The following is a 16,868-nucleotide window of genomic DNA, read 5'->3' as shown; positions in this document are numbered from 1 at the left end:
CGACAGCCCCCCGACCCGTTGCGGCTCAGATCGCCGGTTTCGGCTTCAACACCAGCCAGATCAACGCGCCGCCCGCCAGCGCCAGGAGCGGCGCCATGGCGAGGTTCACCGCCGTCCAGCCCGCCACCACATCGCCGCCCGAACAGTTCATCAGCCCGCCCGAGGCCAGCGAGGCCACGGTCACGCAACCAAAGACGATCGCATCATTCAGGCCCTGGATCCGGCCCCGCTCTTCCGCGCTATGGGCGGAGGCGAGCATCGTAGTCGCGCCGATAAAGCCGAAATTCCAACCCACGCCCAACAGGGCCAGCGCGATGAAGAAGTTCCCGAGCGCCACACCCGAGAGCGCAACGGCCCCGCCCGCGCCGAGGATCAGGAGGCCTGCGGCCACGACCCGCTCCACGCCGAAGCGGTTGATCAGATGCCCGGTGAAAAAGCTCGGCGCGAACATGGCGATCACATGGAGGCTGACCACATCCGCCGCGTTCCCGGTGGTAAAGCCGCAGCCAACCACCGCCAGCGGGGTCGAGGTCATCACCAGGTTCATGAGCGCATAGGCGACCATGGCGCATATGATGGCGGTGACGATCACCGGGTCGCGCAGCATCTGGCGGCGCGTCCGCCCGCCTTCGGGGCCTTTCTTGGCCGCAGCGGGCTTCGGGATGTCGAGGAAGAAGAAGAGCCCGATTCCAATCAGGTTGATCGCGAGCGCCACCAGGTAGGTGCCGAGAAACGGCACCACGAAGAGATCCGTGGTGACCTTCACCAGCTGCGGCCCGATCAGGGCTGAGATCAACCCGCCCGCCATCACGTAGGAGATCGCCTTGGGCCGGAACCCCTCGCTCGCCGTATCGGCGGCGGCGAAGCGGTAGAAACCTTGCGCGCTCATATAGCTGCCGGTCAGGAAGGAGCCGAGCAGGAAGATCCAGAAATTGCCGGTCGCGAGACCCACCGCGCCGATCACGCTGCCCAACGCGCCGCCAAGCGCGCCGATCACAAAGCCCGTGCGCCGCCCATAGCGCTGCATGACCGTCGAGAGCCAGGGCGCCGTGGTCATGGAGCCGAACACGATCAGCGAGATCGGCAGGGTTGCGAGGCAGGGATGCGGCGTCAGCATCTGACCGGCCAGCCCGCCGATCACGAAGATCATCGTGATCTGGCTGCCAAGAAAGGCCTGCGCCGCCACGAGGACCGCCACATTGCGCTTGGCGCGGGCATCATCCATTGGGGCCGTATCGGTGAGCATGGTCATGGGGCAGTGCTATCTGGTTGGGCGGAGCGGGGGAAGCGGCCTTTCGGTCGCGCTCAGGCGGTTGCGACGGGGGTAGGGGCGATCAGATGGGCAAAGCTGCCCGCGACCGATCCTTCGCGCAGGCCCATCTCGGGCAGGGCTGTGCCCGCGGCATCTTGCGCTGCAAAGAGCGGCGCGCCTTCTGCGCGCAGGGTGCGGGCATAGTGGAACTCATGCCCGCTCATCGCGGTGTCGAACAGGCCGCCCAGCGGGGTGAGCTGGCGATATCCCAGATGCAGCTTGCGCTTGGCAAAGGAGGTCTCGAGACGCAGGAGCCCGGCCATGGCATGTCTCGCGCCGTCGACATCCTCCAGACCCTCGCCCAGCACCATATAGCCGCCGCACTCCCCATAGATCCGCGTTCCCGCCTTGGCCGCCGTGCGCAGGCTGTCGAGGAATGCTGTCGCGCTGGCGAGCCGACCGGCATGCAGCTCCGGGTAGCCTCCGGGCAGGAAGATGGCATCTGCGCCCGCCGGAACCGGATCATTCGCAAGCGGCGAGAATTCCAGCAAATCGGCTCCAGCGGCGCGCCAGGCCGCGAGCAGATGCGGGTAGGCAAAGGCGAAGGCCTCATCCCGCGCCACTCCGATCCTCTGGCCCAGGGGTGGGATATGTGTGGCTGGGTTCGGAGTGGGCAGGGGCGCGGTCAGAGCTAGCAGGGCGTCGAGATCAACGGCCTCAGCCACGCGGGATCCGGCGCGGTCGAGAAACTCCCGCAGATCGCGGCGTTCCTCGGCTTGCACCAATCCAAGATGGCGCGACGGAGTGCCCAGAGACGCGTCCCGGTGGAGCGCCCCGAGCACGGGGACCCCAAGCGGGGTGAGCGCGCCGCGCAACAGCGCTTCGTGCCGGGGCGAGCCGACTTTGTTCAGGATCACTCCGGCGATGCGGAGCTGCGGGTCATGGTGCGCGAAGCCCGCGACCAGTGGCGCAACGGAATGGGCCATGCGCGCCGCATCCACCACCAGCACGACCGGCAGGTTCAGAGCCCGCGCGAGATCCGCGCAGGAGCCCCGCCCAGTGGCGCTGCCATCGGCGGCCCCGTCAAAAAGCCCCATCGCCCCTTCGAGGATCAGGGTCCCCGGACCAGCGGCGAGGCTGCGGATCATCTCCGGCGCCATGGCCCAGGCGTCGAGATTGACACAAGGGCGCCCGGTGGCGGCTGCGTGGAATTGCGGGTCGATATAGTCGGGGCCGGATTTCGCGCCGCGCACCGCTTCGCCACGCGCGGTCAGGGCGGCGAGAATGCCCAAGGTGACCGTGGTTTTGCCCGCGCCGGAGCTCGGCGCCGCGAGGATCAACCCGCGCCCCGGTGTTCCGGTCATCCAGCCTCCGCCGGACGGCCCCGGCCCAGCGGGTCGAGATCGCGCGCGGCGGCCCCGGCGGCCATGGCCTGCCAATCGAGCACCTGCCGCATGAGCACTGCGCGCCCGATGCAGATGATCGCGGGCGGGGTCAGGCCGCTCTCGGCGATGTCCTCGGCCACGCGGCCCAGGGTCGTCTCCAGCACCTGTTGGTGCTCCGTTGCGGCGGAGGTCACAACCGCGACCGGTTCATCCGCGGCGCGGCCACCCGCCATCAGCGCGGCGGAGATCCGGGCAATATGCTTCATCCCCATATAGATCACGATGACCTGACTGCCCCGGGCGATCCCCTCCCAGTCAAGGGTCGAGGGGGTCGCGCCGCTCTGGTCATGGCCGGTCACGAAGGTCACAGACTGGTTAACATCGCGGTGGGTTACCGGCACGCCCGCATAGGCCAGCCCGCCGATCCCGGCGGAGATGCCGGGGATGATGCGGATCGGGATGCCATGCTGCACAAGGCTCTGGGCTTCCTCGCCGCCGCGGCCAAAGACGAACGGATCACCGCCCTTGAGGCGCAGCACCCGCCGCCCCTCCCGCGCCAGGGCCACCAGCCGCAGGGAGATGTCCCGCTGCTTGGCCGAGGGCTTGCCGCCGCGCTTGCCCGCATAGATCTTTTCCGCTGCCGGATTGGCCCAATCTAGGATCCGATCATCGACCAGCGCGTCATAGACGATCACATCCGCCTGACGCAGCGCGTTGACCGCGTGCAGGGTCAAGAGCCCCGGATCCCCCGGGCCCGCGCCGCAAAGCCAGACCCAGCCCGGTTCGAGCTCGGGCAGGTGTGAGAAAAGAGAGTCGCTCATGGCGCTGTTATGGCAGGGCAAATCCGAGCCGCAAAGAGGCCAAGCGACGCAATAGAGCCTGTTTGCGCAGCCCGAGCGGGGGCGTATAGTCGCGCCGATGACACGCATGCCCGATCCTGAGCAGACATTGCGCCGTGGCTGGACGACCGGGGCCTGCGCGACGGCGGCCACGAAGGCCGCGTTGATCGCGCTGTGGGAGGGGGCGTTCCCGGTGGAGGTGACGATCACGCTGCCCAAGGGCGAGACGCCGGTCTTTCCGCTGGTCCATCAGGCGCGCGGCGACGGCTGGGCCGAGGTCGGGATCACCAAGGATGCGGGCGACGATCCGGACGTGACCCATGGCGCGCTGGTGATCGCGCGGGTGCGCGCCAGCGCCGGGGGCGTGCAGTTCCGCGCGGGGGAGGGGGTTGGCCATGTAACCAAGGCGGGGCTGCCTATCGTGGTGGGAGAGCCCGCGATCAACCCGGTGCCGCGCGCGATGATGACCGAGGTGGTCGCGTCGCTGGCTTCGGCCCACGGGCGTGCGGCGGATGTGGAAATCACGGTCTCGATCCCCGGCGGTGCGGAGCTCGCCGCCAAGACCTGGAACCCGCGCCTCGGGATCAAGGGCGGGTTGTCGATCCTCGGCACCACGGGTGTCGTGCGCCCGTTTTCCTGCGCGGCTTGGATCGCCTCGATCCATCGCGGGATCGATGTGGCCCGCGCCGACGGGCTGACCCATGTGGCCGGTACCACCGGGGCGACGTCGGAGGCGACGGTGCAGAGGCTCCACGCGTTACCGGATCACGCCATGCTGGATATGGGCGATTTCGTGGGCGGTATGGTGAAATACCTGCGCAAGCACCCGGTGCCGCGCCTGACCGTGGGGGGCGGGATCGGCAAGATGACGAAGCTCGCCCAAGGGGCGGTGGATCTCCATTCCAAGCGCTCCCAGGTTGATCTCGCGGCGCTGGCGCAGAGCATGGGCGACCCAAGGCTCGCCACCTGCAACACTGCGCTCGAAGCGCTGGAAATCGCGGGGGAGCCTCTGGCCGTGCATGTGGCCGAGATCGCCTGCGCGCGGCTCCGCGACCTGGTTGGGCCAGAGATCACCGTGGACACCGTGGTGATCGACCGGAAGGGCGCGATATGGGGGCGCGCGGAATGAGGCGTGTTCTCCTGCTGGGCGGAACCAGCGAGGCGCGGGATCTCGCACGGGCCCTCGCAGGGCACGTGGCGTTGACGGTGTCGCTGGCCGGGCGGACCCGCGCGCCGGAGCTGGACGGGGTCGCGACGCGGATCGGAGGGTTTGGCGGGGCAGAGGGCTTTGCGCGGTATCTGGATGACGCCGGGATCCAAGCCATTCTCGATGCCACGCACCCCTTTGCCGCCGCCATGTCCCGACGCAGCGCGGAGGTCGCGGCGCGCGCGGGCGTACCCTACGTCATGCTGCGCCGTCCGGGCTGGCAGGCGGCGGAAGGGGATGACTGGATCCGGGTCCCGGACACGGCCCAAGCTGCGCTCATCCCGGGGCCCGAGGATCGCGTCTTTCTCGCCACCGGACGGCAGACGCTGCTGGACTTCGCCCCGATGCAGGCGGCCTGGTGCTGGTGTCGACAGATCGATCCGCCGGAAGAGGTGTTCCCTTTTCCCAAGGGGGAGTTTCTGGTCGGGCGTCCGCCTTTTCCCGAAACCGAAGAAATCGCGCTTTTCCAGCGGCTTGGTGTGACTTTACTGGTCGTGAAAGACGCAGGTGGCGCGGCCAGCCGCAGCAAACTGGATGCGGCGCGCGCGCTCGGGATCCGGGTGATCATGATTGACCGGCCGGACCTGTCGGACCTGCCGCAAGTTGCCAGCGTGCCGGACGCGCTGGCTTGGATAGAGGACCAGTTATGTCCGTCGGACGCATAATCGAAACCCCGGGCTGCGTGGCCGAAGGCTGCGCCTATCTCGCTGAGATCGAGCCGCGGTTTGCCACGGTATTCGAGGCAACCGGGCCCTTGCCCTTGCGGCGCAAACCGGACGGGTTCGAGGCGCTCCTCTCGGCCATTGTCAGCCAGCAGGTCTCGGTCGCCTCGGCCAATGCGATCTGGGGGCGGCTCAAGGCGGCTAAGTTGACGGGGCCGCGCAAGGTGCTCTGGGCAAGCGAGGCGGAGCTGCGGGCCTGCGGTCTCTCGCGCCAGAAGGTGCGCTATGCCAAGGCCTTGGCCGAGGCCCGGATCCGCTTTCCCGACCTGCGGGACGCGCCGGATGAAGAGGTGATCGCCACGCTGATCGAGGTGCCGGGGATCGGGCGCTGGACCGCCGAGATCTATGCCATGTTCTCGCTCGGACGCGCGGATGTCTTTGCCCCCGCCGATCTGGCCTTGCAGGAATCGGCCCGGGTGCTCTTCGACCTGTCGGACCGGCCCAGCGAGAAGGCCCTGCGGGAGATGGCCGCGGCCTGGTCCCCTTGGCGAGCGGTTGCGGCCCGCGGGCTCTGGGCCTACTACCATGTGGCCAAGAACCGGGAGGGCATTCGATGACGCGTATTCTGGACATGGGCCGCAAGGGTCCTGCACAAGGCACCGCCAAGCGGGTGGTTGTGCTGCTCCATGGCTATGGCGCCGATGGCAATGACCTGCTGGGGCTGGCCGATCCGCTCTCGCCGCATATGCCGGATACCGCTTTTGTCGCGCCGAACGCGCCGGAGGTTTGCGTCAACAACCCCATGGGATTCCAGTGGTTTCCGATCCCCTGGCTCGATGGCTCTTCCGAAGAAGAAGCCGCAACGAGCATGGAGCGGGCGGTTGAAGACCTGAACGCGTTCCTGGATTCCGTGCTTGAGGATGAGGGGATAACCCCAGACAATCTCATGCTTTTGGGGTTCTCGCAGGGCACGATGATGAGCCTCCACGTGGCACCGCGCCGAGATGAGGCCGTGGCCGGGGTTGTGGGCTTTTCCGGGCGCTTGCTCGGGCCCGAACGGCTCGAGGACGAGATGAAGGTCAAGATGCCGATCCTGCTGATCCATGGGGACCAGGACGATATGGTGCCGCCATCATCCCTGCCGGAGGCGGGCAATGCGCTCACTTCCGCGGGCTTCGAGGTCTATGCCCATGTCTCCAAAGGCACGGGCCACGGGATCGCGCCGGATGGCCTCTCGGTGGCGCTGGCCTTCATGCGCGACAAGCTCGGTCTCGAGGAGAGCTGAGCACCGTCACACCCCCGTCATACTCTGCCCGTAGCACTTGCAGGCAAGCACCGTATTTGCGGGGCTTGTCAGGTGGCGAACGCCATATATAGTGACAGCAAGCGAACGGGGCGGGGTGTCCCGCCTTGGTCCAAACCTGGATAGACGAGGCGGAGACGGAGTCCCATGAGTGAGACGATCGAGCGCGAGTTTCGAACGAGTTTTGTCCGAGATCCCCAAAGCCTCCGCCACAATCCGGCCCTTGTCCTGAACGCCGATTACCGGCCACTCTCTTACTACCCGCTGTCGCTCTGGACATGGCAGGAGGCGGTGAAGGCGGCCTTCCTCGACAGGGTGACGATCCTCGCGGAATACGAGGATGTGGTCCGCAGCCCTACCACCGAGATACGGGTCCCCTCGGTTGTCGTCCTCAAAGACTATGTGAAACCTCAAAAGCGCGTGGCCTTCACGCGCTTTAATTTGTTTTTGAGGGACCAGTTCTGCTGCCAGTATTGCGGGGCGAAGGGGGATCTGACCTTTGACCACGTGGTGCCCCGGGCCAGCGGCGGCGTGACGAGCTGGGAAAACGTGGTGGCGGCCTGCTCGAAATGCAATCTCAAGAAGGGGTCGAAATCCCTGCGCGCCTCGGGCATGTCCCTGCGCCAGACCCCGCGCCAGCCGGCGGCTGAGCAATTGCGGAATATGGGCCGGAAGTTCCCGCCCAACTACCTCCATGAGAGCTGGATGGACTTCCTTTACTGGGATGCCGAGCTGGAGGCCTGAGGCCGTGTCGGGCTTTGTGGCCGTAACGTCCCGTCACGGGCCGATTCACCGTTGATTTTGGCGTCCGGCTTGGCCTAAGGACGCGCAACGCAGGGCTGCGGCGCTGCGGGTGCTTTTCCTGTTTTCCGACTTCCTCACCGGCGTCCCGATCCGCGGGCGCAGTTTTCTATTGCTGTTTGTTGGGGCCCGCCCGTGAAGCTCAAGATCGATGTGTCGATGAATTACCAGTTGGACCCGTCTCGCCGGGTGCTTCTGACGCTGGAGGCGGCGGAAACCGAGGAGCAGGTCGTCCATCGCAGCCATCTCGACATTGATCATGCGTGGATCCGCCGGGTCGAGGGGGCCGGGCGCGTGGGGCAGCGCAGCTGGGCCCATATCGGGATCGATCAGATGTGGCTGGGCTATACGGCAGAAGTCGAAGTGCAGCGCCCGCAGGTGGATCTGGCCAGCCTGCGACCCACAGCGCTCCATGATCTGCCGGGCGAGGCGCTTTGTGCGCTGCGGCCCTCGCGCTTCTGCCAATCCGACAAGTTCACGGCCTTCGTAGACCGTCGCTTCGGAGGGTTGGAAGGCGGGGCGAAACTCGCCGCGATTCTCGACTGGATCGATGAGGAGATGATCTATGTCCCCGCGAGCTCCGACGCGGAAACCACGGTGATGGAGACCTTTGTCGACCGCCAAGGCGTCTGCCGCGACTATGCGCATATGGTCTGCGCCCTGTGCCGGGCGGCGGATATTCCGGCGCGCTATGCCTCGGTCTATGGCCTTGGGGTGGTGCCGCAGGATTTCCATGCCGTGGCGCAGGTCTGGCTCGATGGAGCCTGGCGTTTGGTGGATGCCACGCGCATGTGCGCGCCGCATCAGATGGTGCTGATCGCCGTGGGGCGGGATGCCTGCGACGTGGCTTTCATGGAGACAGAAGGCTTTGCCAGCATGATCACTCAGCAGGTGACGGTTACGCCGCTCTGAGCCGCCGGATCAGGCCGAGCAGCTCGCCCCGCCCAGCACGCAGAACTTGGCGCAATGGGGATGGTTGAGCTGGACGGAGCCCTCCGCCTCCTCAAGGGTGGTGCCGAGCTCGAATTCCGGGCTGTAGGGTAGCAGGGTGCAGGCCAGCACCGACGGGCTCTCAGCCCCGCGCCGCTTGACCACCATGCGCGAGGAGGCGCACATCACATCATCCGGGGATTTGTTGAGGATCCCCCAGCAGGCCGTTGTAATCTCCGGCACTTCTGCGGTCTCATCCATCTCCGGGAAGAGCACGGTCTGCCCCGGATTGGTGGCGTCGATCTGATAGCCGCGCGCCTCAAAGAGGGCCGCATAGCCCTGGCGGCTTTCGGCATCGGTCTCGCCCCAAACGGTGCGCCCGGCCACGGCCATCTGGATCCCGTTGTCGCGCAGCCAGTCCATCCCTTCGAGGGTTTTGACGAAGCTGTTCTTGCCGCGCTCCTCGTCATGACGGGCCTCGGACCAGTGATCGACGCTGATCCGCAGGGTCAGCTTCGCGCCATGGGCCTCTTGCAGTTCCAGAAGTCCGGCGCGCACGGATTTGCGCATCATCGGACGCATGGCATTGGTCAGGATCAGAACCTCGTAGCCGCGCTCCAGACAGTCGCGGGCCATCTCGATCATGTCGGGGTTCATGAAGGGCTCGCCGCCCGTGAACCCGATCTCGCGCACATTCCAGTTCCGCGCGTCAAGCTGGTCCAGATACTCCCGCACCTCGGCTGCGGTGATATAGACCAGCCGGTCATTGGTGGGGGAGCTCTCAATGTAGCAATTCACGCATTCGATGTTGCACAGCGTCCCGGTGTTGAACCACAGCGTGTCAGGGTTCGTCAGGGCCACCGAGGCCCGCTGATCGCCCGCAGCTGTCACAAAGGGGTCCTGGAATTTACCGGCGTTGGCTGCGAGGTCTTTCATCGTCGTCTCCGTGTTATCCCCTAGAGTTACGCTGCATCCGCGAAAGAGAAAAGTCATCAGGCTTGTGGTGACGCTGTTGTGAAGGCATCCTTTTCTGAATGCGTGCTGGACAGGCACGCGCGCGCCACGTAATTAGGCGGCGTTAGCGCTAACGAAGGGGCGTTTGCGCAACCCGACAAGTCTTGTGGAGAGAGCGGTATGGTCACACGCGTAATTCCGGTCGATGTGTTTGATCTTGTGGTCTTTGGGGGCACCGGGGATCTGGCGCGGCGCAAGATCCTGCCTGGACTTTTCCGGCGCCATCTGGCCGGGCAGATCCCGGAGGATGCCAGGATCATCGGGGCGGCGCGCTCTGATATGGACGCGGCAGCCTATCGGGCGTTTACCCGCGAGGCCCTGCATGAATTCGCACCGAAATCCTGCGAGGATGAGGCGCGGGTGGATGAGTTTCTCGCCATGCTCGAATACGTCGCCATCGACGCGCGAGGCGAGGGGGGCTGGGCCGATCTCGCCGGGCTGATGCGCGAGGGCAAGGTGCAGGCCTTCTACTTCTCTGTGGCGCCGGCGCTTTTCGGGGACCTGGCGGAGCGGCTGCATCTGCACAAGATCGCCACCAAGGAGGCGCGGATCGTGGTCGAGAAGCCCTTTGGCCGGGATCTCGCCACGGCCAAGGCGCTGAACGCTGGGCTCGCGACCTTCTTTGACGAGGACCAGATTTACCGGATCGACCATTATCTCGGCAAAGAGACGGTGCAGAACCTCATGGCGGTGCGCTTTGGCAATGTGCTCTTTGAGCCGCTCTGGAACGCGCAATTCGTGGATCATATCCAGATCACCGTGGCCGAGACCGTCGGCGTCGGCGGGCGCGGCGAGTATTACGACAAGTCCGGTGCGATGCGGGATATGGTGCAGAACCACCTGATGCAGCTTCTGTGTCTGATCGCCATGGAGCCGCCCAGTCATTTCGACCCGGACGCGGTGCGCGACGAGAAGTTGAAGGTGATCCGCGCGCTCGACCCGGTGGAACCCGATGATCTGGTGCGCGGGCAGTATCGCGACGGGGATGACGGGCCGAGCTATCTGGAGGAGGTGGGCGATCCGAACTCCACCACCGAGAGCTTCGTGGCCATCAAGGCCCATGTGGCCAACTGGCGCTGGAATGGCACGCCGTTTTACATGCGCACGGGCAAGCGGTTGCGGGCGCGGATGTCCGAGATCGTGGTGGTGTTCAAGGAAACGCCGCACTCGATTTTCGGGGCCGATGCCGGGCGCAGCGCAAATATCCTGACCATCCGGCTGCAGCCCGATGAGGGTATGACCCTGCAGGTCACCATCAAGGAGCCGGGCCCGGGCGGGATGCGGCTCATCGATGTGCCGCTCGACATGAGTTTCGCCGATGCCCTGGGGGAGAGCGGAAATGAGATGCCGGACGCCTATGAACGGCTTATCATGGACGTGGTCCGGGGCAACCAGACCCTGTTCATGCGGGGCGACGAGGTGGAAGCGGCCTGGGCTTGGACCGACCCGCTGATCGCTGGGTGGGAGGCACGCCGCGACCGCCCGCAAAGCTATCATCCGGGCACGAACGGACCCGAGGACAGCCTGATGTTGCTGCACCGGGATGGACGTCGCTGGCGCGACTTGGAGGCGTAATGCAGCTTGAAACCTATCCCGATCGGGACCTGCTGATGATGCGGTTGGCGGACCGGATTTCCGCCGACCTGAAGGAATGTCTGTTGACCCATGAGCGCGCGACGCTCTGCGTGCCCGGGGGGACCACGCCCGGGCCGGTTTTCGACATCCTGAGCGCGGTGGACCTGGATTGGGAGCGGGTGAATGTCCTGCTCAATGACGAACGCTGGGTGCCCGAAAGCTCGGATCGCTCAAACACGGCCCTGCTGCGCGAGCGGCTCCTGACCGGGCGTGCGGCCAAGGCGCGGCTGATCCCTCTGGTCTCAGACGCGGCCACCCCGGAGGAGGGGCTCGGCGCCCTCACCGAAGGGCTGGACGGTGTGCTGCCGATCTCCGTCCTGCTTCTGGGGATGGGCGAGGATATGCACACCGCCTCGCTCTTTCCCGAGGCGGATCAGCTCGATCTCGCGCTCAGCGATGACGCGCCGCCCCTCGTGGCCATGCGCGCCCCCGGAGCGCCTGAACCGCGCATCACACTCAGCGCGCCTATCCTGAAACAGGCCATGAAAACCCATATCCTGATTGTCGGGCCCGGCAAGAAAGCGGCGCTGGATCAAGCCGCAAGCTCCGGCCCGGTCGAAGATGCCCCGGTGCGTTCCGTATTGCCAAATGCGATGGTGCACTGGGCCGAATAACTCCCAACGCTTTTCAAGGAATACATCATGTCCGTCTGGCAACGTCTCTCCTTCCACCATGACCAGACCAGGGACCGCAAGATCCTCGATCTCTTCGAGGATCCGGACCGCGCGGGCGCGTTTTCGGCGCGGCTCAGCGATATGGTCTTCGACTACTCCAAGACGAATATCGATCTGGCTGGGCGTGACCTGCTGGTCTCGCTCGCCGAAGGGGCTCATCTGGCCGCGCGTCGCGATGCGATGTTCGCGGGCGTGGCGATCAACGAGACCGAGGGCCGCGCGGTACTGCATACGGCGCTGCGGAACCTGGACGGATCGGTGGTGGTGGACGGTGTCGATGTGATGCCAGAGGTCCGCGCGACCTATGACCGGATGGCGGCGTTTTGCGAGGATGTGCGCGGCGGGACCTTTACCGGGGCCGGTGGCAAGATCACCGATGTGGTCAATATCGGGATCGGTGGCTCCGATCTGGGCCCGGCCATGGCGGCGATTGCGCTCTCGCCCTTTGCGGACGGGCCGCGCACTCATTTCGTCTCAAACGTGGACGGGGCGCAGATTGCCGAGACCCTCGCGCCGCTCGACCCGACTACGACGCTGGTGATCGTGGCCTCCAAGACCTTCACCACCATCGAGACCATGACCAATGCCGAGACCGCCCGGGCTTGGATGGCCAAGGCGGTGGCGGACCCCGCGGCACAGTTCGCGGCCGTGTCCACCAGCGCGGAGAAGACCGCAGCCTTCGGCATCGCGCCGGAGCGGGTGTTCGGATTTGAGGACTGGGTCGGGGGGCGCTATTCCATGTGGGGGCCGATCGGGCTGAGCCTGATGATGGCTGTGGGGCCGCAGGATTTCTGCGCCTTCCTCGATGGCGGGGCGGCGATGGACGCCCATTTCCGCGAGGCGCCCCTGGCCGAGAACATGCCCGTTCTGCTGGCCCTTGTGGGGATCTGGCATCACCAGATCTGCGGTCACGGGACGCGGGCGGTTCTGCCCTATGACCAGCGCCTTGCGCGGCTGCCCGCGTACCTCCAGCAGCTGGAGATGGAGAGCAACGGCAAGCGTGTGGCCATGGATGGCACCACGCTGCAGCGGACCGCGGGCCCTGTTGTCTGGGGGGAGCCAGGCACCAATGGCCAGCACGCGTTCTATCAGCTGATCCATCAGGGGCAGCAGGTGGTGCCTTGTGAGTTCCTGCTGGCAGCCAAGGGGCACGAGCCGGATCTGGCCCATCAGCACCGGCTGCTCGTGGCGAATTGCCTGGCGCAGTCTGAGGCCCTTCTGCGCGGACGCAGCCTGGAGGTTGCGACCGAGATGATGGCCGCCAAGGGGCTGACAGGATCCGAGCTCGACCGGCAGGCCCGCCACCGGGTCTTCCCGGGCAACCGGCCGTCGACCACACTCGTCTATCCGCAGCTCACGCCCTTCATCCTCGGCCAGATCATCGCGCTTTATGAGCACCGGGTCTTTGTCGAAGGGGTCATCCTCGGCATCAACTCCTATGACCAATGGGGCGTCGAGCTGGGCAAGGAGCTGGCCACGGCACTGGGGCCGGTTGTCGCGGGCGAGGCCTCGGCCGAGGGCAAGGATGGCTCAACCCAGGCGCTGGTCGGCTTCGTGCGCGCTCACGCCTGACGGGGCTGAGCGCCGTCGCGCGCTGTGAAGATGGCGCGCTGCTCCGCGCTCAAGGGGACGCCGGTCTTGCCATCGGCGTCCAAAAGGACGATCGCGGCGTGGCCCTCGGCGCGCAACTGGCCCTCGACGAAGACGCCATACTCCATCTGAAAACTCGTCCGTCCCAGCACGACGGTACGGCCCGTGGTGATATAGGTCTCTCCCAGATGGAGCGGCGCGTGATAGGTCACACCCACCGCCCGCATCACCAGAAGCGGCTCGCCGGGGATATAGTCATAGACGCCGTATTCCGCGAGATAGGCGACGCGCAGGCTCTCGAACCAGCTCAGATAAACCGCGTTGTTGACATGGTTCAGGGCGTCCAGCTCATGAAACCGAACCCGGTCCGCCATCCCGAATTGCCAGGGCTCCGGCACGCCGTGATCGCGCAGGACAGGGCCAAGCAGCGGTGTCAGAACGGGCGGAGTTTTCGGCATGGTCATGTCAGGACTTGGAGCGGGTAACGGGAATCGAACCCGTAACTTAAGCTTGGGAAGCTCGCGTGATACCTTTTCACCATACCCGCGCTGTGACGGTTGGCATAGCCAAGGTGCCTGATGCCGTCAATCGCATTTATCCCCGTCGGCGGCGTCTTCTGCCGCCGCTCTCGCCGCTGCCGCCGGTGTTGAAGCTCACATCCGGCAGGGTCACGATCTGCGACAGCTCCGGGAAAGGGGCGGTGGCATGGGGGATCGCGTTGGCGGCGACGAAATGCTCCTGAAAGCGCGGCTCGATGGCGGTCTCGATCTTGGTGATCCGGGCGACCGTGCCCTCGATCTCGGCCCGCGCGGACCGGCTGCAAAGCGCCATGCGCGCGCCGGTGCCCGCCGCATTGCCCGCCGATTGCACCTTGTCCAGTGGCGCATCCGGGATCATGCCGAGCACCATGGCATGCTTGGGTGAAATATGGGCGCCAAAGGCCCCGGCGAGGGTCACGCGATCGACGCGCTCGACCCCCATCTCATCCATCAAGAGCCGCGCTCCGGCATAGAGCGCGGATTTCGCAAGCTGGATCGCGCGGATATCGCCCTGGGTCACAGTGACGAGCGGTCCACCCTCGGCCCGGCCATCATAAAGCGTATAGGCAAAGGTGCGGCCTTCGGGGATGCTGCGGGGTGTGCCGGTCTGCTCCGGCCCGCCGATCAGGCCGGACGGGTCCAAAAGGCCCGCGATGCGCATTTCGGCCACGGCCTCGATGATGCCGGAGCCGCAGATGCCGGTGACGCCCGTGACAGCGATCTCGGTGGCAAATTCCGGGTCGTCGGACCAACGCTCGGACCCGATGACGCGAAAGCGCGGCTCCTTGGTGACGGGGTCGATCTCGACCCGCTCGATGGCACCCGGGGCCGCGCGCTGCCCTGAGCTGATCTGCGCGCCTTCAAATGCAGGGCCCGTGGGGGAGGAGCAGGCAAAGACCCGGTCGCGATTGCCCAGCAGGATCTCGGCATTGGTGCCCACATCGACGATCAGAACGAGGTCCTCGGATTTGTCCGGCGCCTCCGACAGAGCGACCGCCGCCGCATCCGCGCCCACGTGACCCGCAATACAGGGCAGAAGATAGGCGCGCGCCGCGGGGTTGGCGGCGGTCAGCCCCATCTCGGAGGCCGGGAGTTCCAGCGCGCCGGATGTGGCGAGTGCGAAGGGCGCCTGTCCCAATTCCACCGGGTCGATGCCCAAGAGCAGATGATGCATCACCGGGTTGCTGACAAAGACAAGCTCAAGCACATCGCTTGGCGGGACCCCCGCCTCGGCGCAGATCTCGGTCGTCAGGGTGTCGAGCGCCTCGCGCACGGCTTTGGTCATCGCCTCGGCGCCATCCGCGTTCATCATCGCGTAGGAGACGCGGGACATCAGGTCTTCGCCAAAGCGGATCTGCGGGTTCATCAACCCAGAGGAGGCCGCGACCTCCCCGGTGGTCAGATCGCAGAGATGTCCGGCGATGGTCGTGGAGCCGAGATCCACAGCGAGGCCCCAGACCGGCCCTTCATGATAACCGGGCCAGATTTCCACCAGAGAGGGCTGGGCGCTGGCGGTGTTGACCGCGACCGTGACCTGCCACGCGCCCTTGCGGAGGGCAGGTTGAAGCTTGCGAAGGACGCTTAGGGGCGCCGTCAGATCGGGAAGATCCCACTGTGCTGCGAGCGCCTCTTTCAACCGTTCGAAATCGCCGGAGGGCTCATCCATATCCGGTTGCGCCACCTCGACGAAGTAGAGTCGGGTCGCGGGATCCATGGCCATGGCGCGCGTGCTTGCGGCCTTGCGAACGACCTGGCGGTGGACCTGGCTCGAGGCGGGGACATCGATGACCATGTCGCCTTGAATGCAGGCCTGGCATCCCAGACGGCGCCCCTGGGTGAGACCACGCTTTTCGTCATAGCGCGCTTCAACGGCGTTCCAGGGCGAAAGCGCATCCTCCGCAACCTCGAGCCCGAATTTCGGAAAGCTGCCAAAGGACGGAGTGATCTGGCATTTGGAGCAGATCCCGCGCCCGCCGCACACACTGTCGAGATCTACGCCCAGCTGACGGGCCGCATCCAGCACGCTGGTGCCCTTGGCGACGTGACCACGCTGGCCCGACGGGGTGAAGACCACCATGGCCTCTCCGGTCTCATCGGAAACTGCGGAGCCCACGAGATCCTGGGCGGAGGGGGTATCATTGGCCATTGGGCGCGCCTTTGACGGTTTCACCTCTTGATATGTAAACCGTCCACCGCAGGGCTAAAGCGCAAAGCCGACACCAGAAGGATCATTCTCGTCACAATGATCATGAAGAGCCTTCAACAGGGCCGCAAACAGCCCCTATCGACCGACCCGCGCAAACTCCGAGCGCATATCGGGACCGATGCCCAGATAGCCCGCCGTGACCTTGGCAATGTGATCCGTGATGCGCACTTTCTGGGTGATGCCCTGAGCCTCCGCCTCCAGAGCCTGATCGCCGACAAGGGCCACGAGATCCGCCTGGATCGTCTCCGCATCGGTCAGGGCCGCGCCGCTCCGCATGTCAAATACCTGCATGGCATAGGTGATGTTGTGCACGCCGGAACTGCTCAGCCCATAGCGGGCGATTTCGGTCAGGGCATGGAAGGTCCCGACCGTCACCTTGATCCGCACCGGCGTAGACCCCGACAGGCCCGATGCCCCGCGTGTCACAGCCGTCTCAATGATCTCGGCAACCTGCGCGTAGCGCGAGCTGTCACCCAGCGGATCCTCGCGCCAGACGATATCGGCGTCGGGCAGATAGACGTTGTCCTCGCTCACGGTCAGGGTTTCGGGCACGGTCACGACCACATCCCCAAGCCGCCAGTTTTGCGACGTCTCCACCGGGACGGGGGCGTCGTAGCTGGTCTGCCACGACGAACAGGCAGACAGGAGCACAAGGCTCAGAAACAGGCTCAGGATCGCTTTCATGGCAACTCTCTTTCGCGGTGCGTTTCCCGCGCATAGCAGCCGATAGGTAAAGAAATCGGCAAGATCCGCTATTTTCGACGGGAAGGGGCGCAGGTTGTCAACTCTCCCTCCGGTTGTTTTTGCCGCGTCGGCGGTGGCTTGCGCGCG

General features: G+C 65.7%; 16 protein-coding genes and 1 tRNA gene. 9 read left to right on the top strand and 8 right to left on the bottom strand.

Annotated features, from left to right (window positions below):
* Positions 1-25: 25 nt before the first annotated feature.
* From ACP153_RS07325 to cobA, 3 genes are read right to left on the bottom strand one after another with little or no spacing between them, the layout of a single operon-like run.
* Positions 26-1,252 carry an MFS transporter gene (locus tag ACP153_RS07325; protein ID WP_424970324.1) on the bottom strand — a complete coding sequence of 409 codons (1,227 nt, stop codon included), beginning with the start codon at positions 1,250-1,252 and terminating at the stop codon, positions 26-28.
* 53 nt (positions 1,253-1,305) lie between these two features.
* The gene (locus tag ACP153_RS07320; protein WP_424970323.1) at positions 1,306-2,616 is read right to left on the bottom strand and encodes a cobyrinate a,c-diamide synthase; all 1,311 of its coding nucleotides are present in this window, start codon (positions 2,614-2,616) and stop codon (positions 1,306-1,308) included.
* Positions 2,613-3,458 (bottom strand): uroporphyrinogen-III C-methyltransferase, encoded by an 846-nt coding sequence (cobA, locus tag ACP153_RS07315; RefSeq protein WP_424970322.1) that lies wholly within the window; start codon positions 3,456-3,458, stop codon positions 2,613-2,615. The genes ACP153_RS07320 and cobA overlap by 4 nt, the downstream gene beginning before the upstream one ends.
* Positions 3,459-3,555: 97 nt before the next feature.
* Here cobA and ACP153_RS07310 point away from each other — a divergent pair, with 97 nt between their 5' ends.
* The 6 genes from ACP153_RS07310 (at position 3,556) to ACP153_RS07285 (ending at position 8,361) form a co-directional block, all read left to right on the top strand.
* The gene (locus ACP153_RS07310) at positions 3,556-4,605 is read left to right on the top strand and encodes a cobalt-precorrin-5B (C(1))-methyltransferase (RefSeq protein ID WP_424970321.1); all 1,050 of its coding nucleotides are present in this window, start codon (positions 3,556-3,558) and stop codon (positions 4,603-4,605) included.
* Positions 4,602-5,348 (top strand): cobalt-precorrin-6A reductase, encoded by a 747-nt coding sequence (locus ACP153_RS07305; RefSeq protein ID WP_424970320.1) that lies wholly within the window; start codon positions 4,602-4,604, stop codon positions 5,346-5,348. Before ACP153_RS07310 ends, ACP153_RS07305 begins: the two co-directional genes overlap by 4 nt.
* Positions 5,330-5,962, top strand: a complete 633-nt coding sequence (locus tag ACP153_RS07300; protein ID WP_424970319.1) for a DNA-3-methyladenine glycosylase family protein — start codon at positions 5,330-5,332, stop codon at positions 5,960-5,962. Before ACP153_RS07305 ends, ACP153_RS07300 begins: the two co-directional genes overlap by 19 nt.
* The gene (locus tag ACP153_RS07295; protein WP_424970318.1) at positions 5,959-6,630 is read left to right on the top strand and encodes an alpha/beta hydrolase; all 672 of its coding nucleotides are present in this window, start codon (positions 5,959-5,961) and stop codon (positions 6,628-6,630) included. Before ACP153_RS07300 ends, ACP153_RS07295 begins: the two co-directional genes overlap by 4 nt.
* Before the next feature lie 165 nt (positions 6,631-6,795).
* On the top strand, positions 6,796-7,392 hold the full coding sequence (locus ACP153_RS07290) for an HNH endonuclease (RefSeq protein WP_424970317.1): 597 nt from the start codon (positions 6,796-6,798) through the stop codon (positions 7,390-7,392).
* A 192-nt stretch (positions 7,393-7,584) separates the two neighbouring features.
* Complete coding sequence (locus tag ACP153_RS07285) at positions 7,585-8,361, top strand: transglutaminase-like domain-containing protein (RefSeq protein ID WP_424970316.1); 777 nt, start codon at positions 7,585-7,587, stop codon at positions 8,359-8,361.
* A gap of 9 nt (positions 8,362-8,370) precedes the next feature.
* Here ACP153_RS07285 and ACP153_RS07280 read toward each other — a convergent pair whose 3' ends face one another.
* The gene (locus tag ACP153_RS07280) at positions 8,371-9,315 is read right to left on the bottom strand and encodes a radical SAM protein (RefSeq protein ID WP_424970315.1); all 945 of its coding nucleotides are present in this window, start codon (positions 9,313-9,315) and stop codon (positions 8,371-8,373) included.
* A gap of 198 nt (positions 9,316-9,513) precedes the next feature.
* Here ACP153_RS07280 and zwf point away from each other — a divergent pair, with 198 nt between their 5' ends.
* The 3 genes from zwf to pgi are packed head-to-tail and all read left to right on the top strand — an operon-like array spanning position 9,514 to position 13,274.
* Positions 9,514-10,968, top strand: coding sequence for a glucose-6-phosphate dehydrogenase (gene zwf / locus ACP153_RS07275; protein ID WP_424970314.1), 1,455 nt, complete (start codon positions 9,514-9,516; stop codon positions 10,966-10,968).
* Positions 10,968-11,642 (top strand): 6-phosphogluconolactonase, encoded by a 675-nt coding sequence (gene pgl, locus ACP153_RS07270; RefSeq protein ID WP_424970313.1) that lies wholly within the window; start codon positions 10,968-10,970, stop codon positions 11,640-11,642. The genes zwf and pgl overlap by 1 nt, the downstream gene beginning before the upstream one ends.
* A 27-nt stretch (positions 11,643-11,669) precedes the next feature.
* Entirely contained in the window at positions 11,670-13,274 is a 1,605-nt protein-coding gene (pgi, locus tag ACP153_RS07265; RefSeq protein ID WP_424970312.1) for a glucose-6-phosphate isomerase, read from the top strand.
* On the opposite strand, the gene ACP153_RS07260 is transcribed toward pgi, so the two are convergent.
* The 4 genes from ACP153_RS07260 to ACP153_RS07245 all read right to left on the bottom strand — a co-directional run bounded on the left by ACP153_RS07260 (position 13,265) and on the right by ACP153_RS07245 (position 16,721).
* Positions 13,265-13,750 (bottom strand): acyl-CoA thioesterase, encoded by a 486-nt coding sequence (locus tag ACP153_RS07260; RefSeq protein ID WP_424970311.1) that lies wholly within the window; start codon positions 13,748-13,750, stop codon positions 13,265-13,267. The two genes, pgi and ACP153_RS07260, sit on opposite strands and share 10 nt — an antisense overlap.
* A gap of 15 nt (positions 13,751-13,765) precedes the next feature.
* Positions 13,766-13,839: transfer RNA gene (locus ACP153_RS07255), tRNA-Gly, on the bottom strand.
* A gap of 47 nt (positions 13,840-13,886) precedes the next feature.
* Complete coding sequence (locus ACP153_RS07250) at positions 13,887-15,977, bottom strand: ASKHA domain-containing protein (protein WP_424970310.1); 2,091 nt, start codon at positions 15,975-15,977, stop codon at positions 13,887-13,889.
* Positions 15,978-16,112: 135 nt separating this feature from the next.
* A complete protein-coding gene (locus tag ACP153_RS07245) occupies positions 16,113-16,721 on the bottom strand; it encodes a DUF6778 family protein (RefSeq protein WP_424970309.1) in 609 nt (202 codons plus the stop codon).
* Between the last annotated feature and the right edge of the window lie 147 nt (positions 16,722-16,868).

It is taken from the genome of Dinoroseobacter sp. S76, assembly GCF_049801095.1.
Classification (GTDB): Bacteria; Pseudomonadota; Alphaproteobacteria; order Rhodobacterales; family Rhodobacteraceae; genus Dinoroseobacter.
Note: the sequence above shows the minus strand (reverse complement) of the source record. Positions and strands in the feature narration are given on the sequence as shown.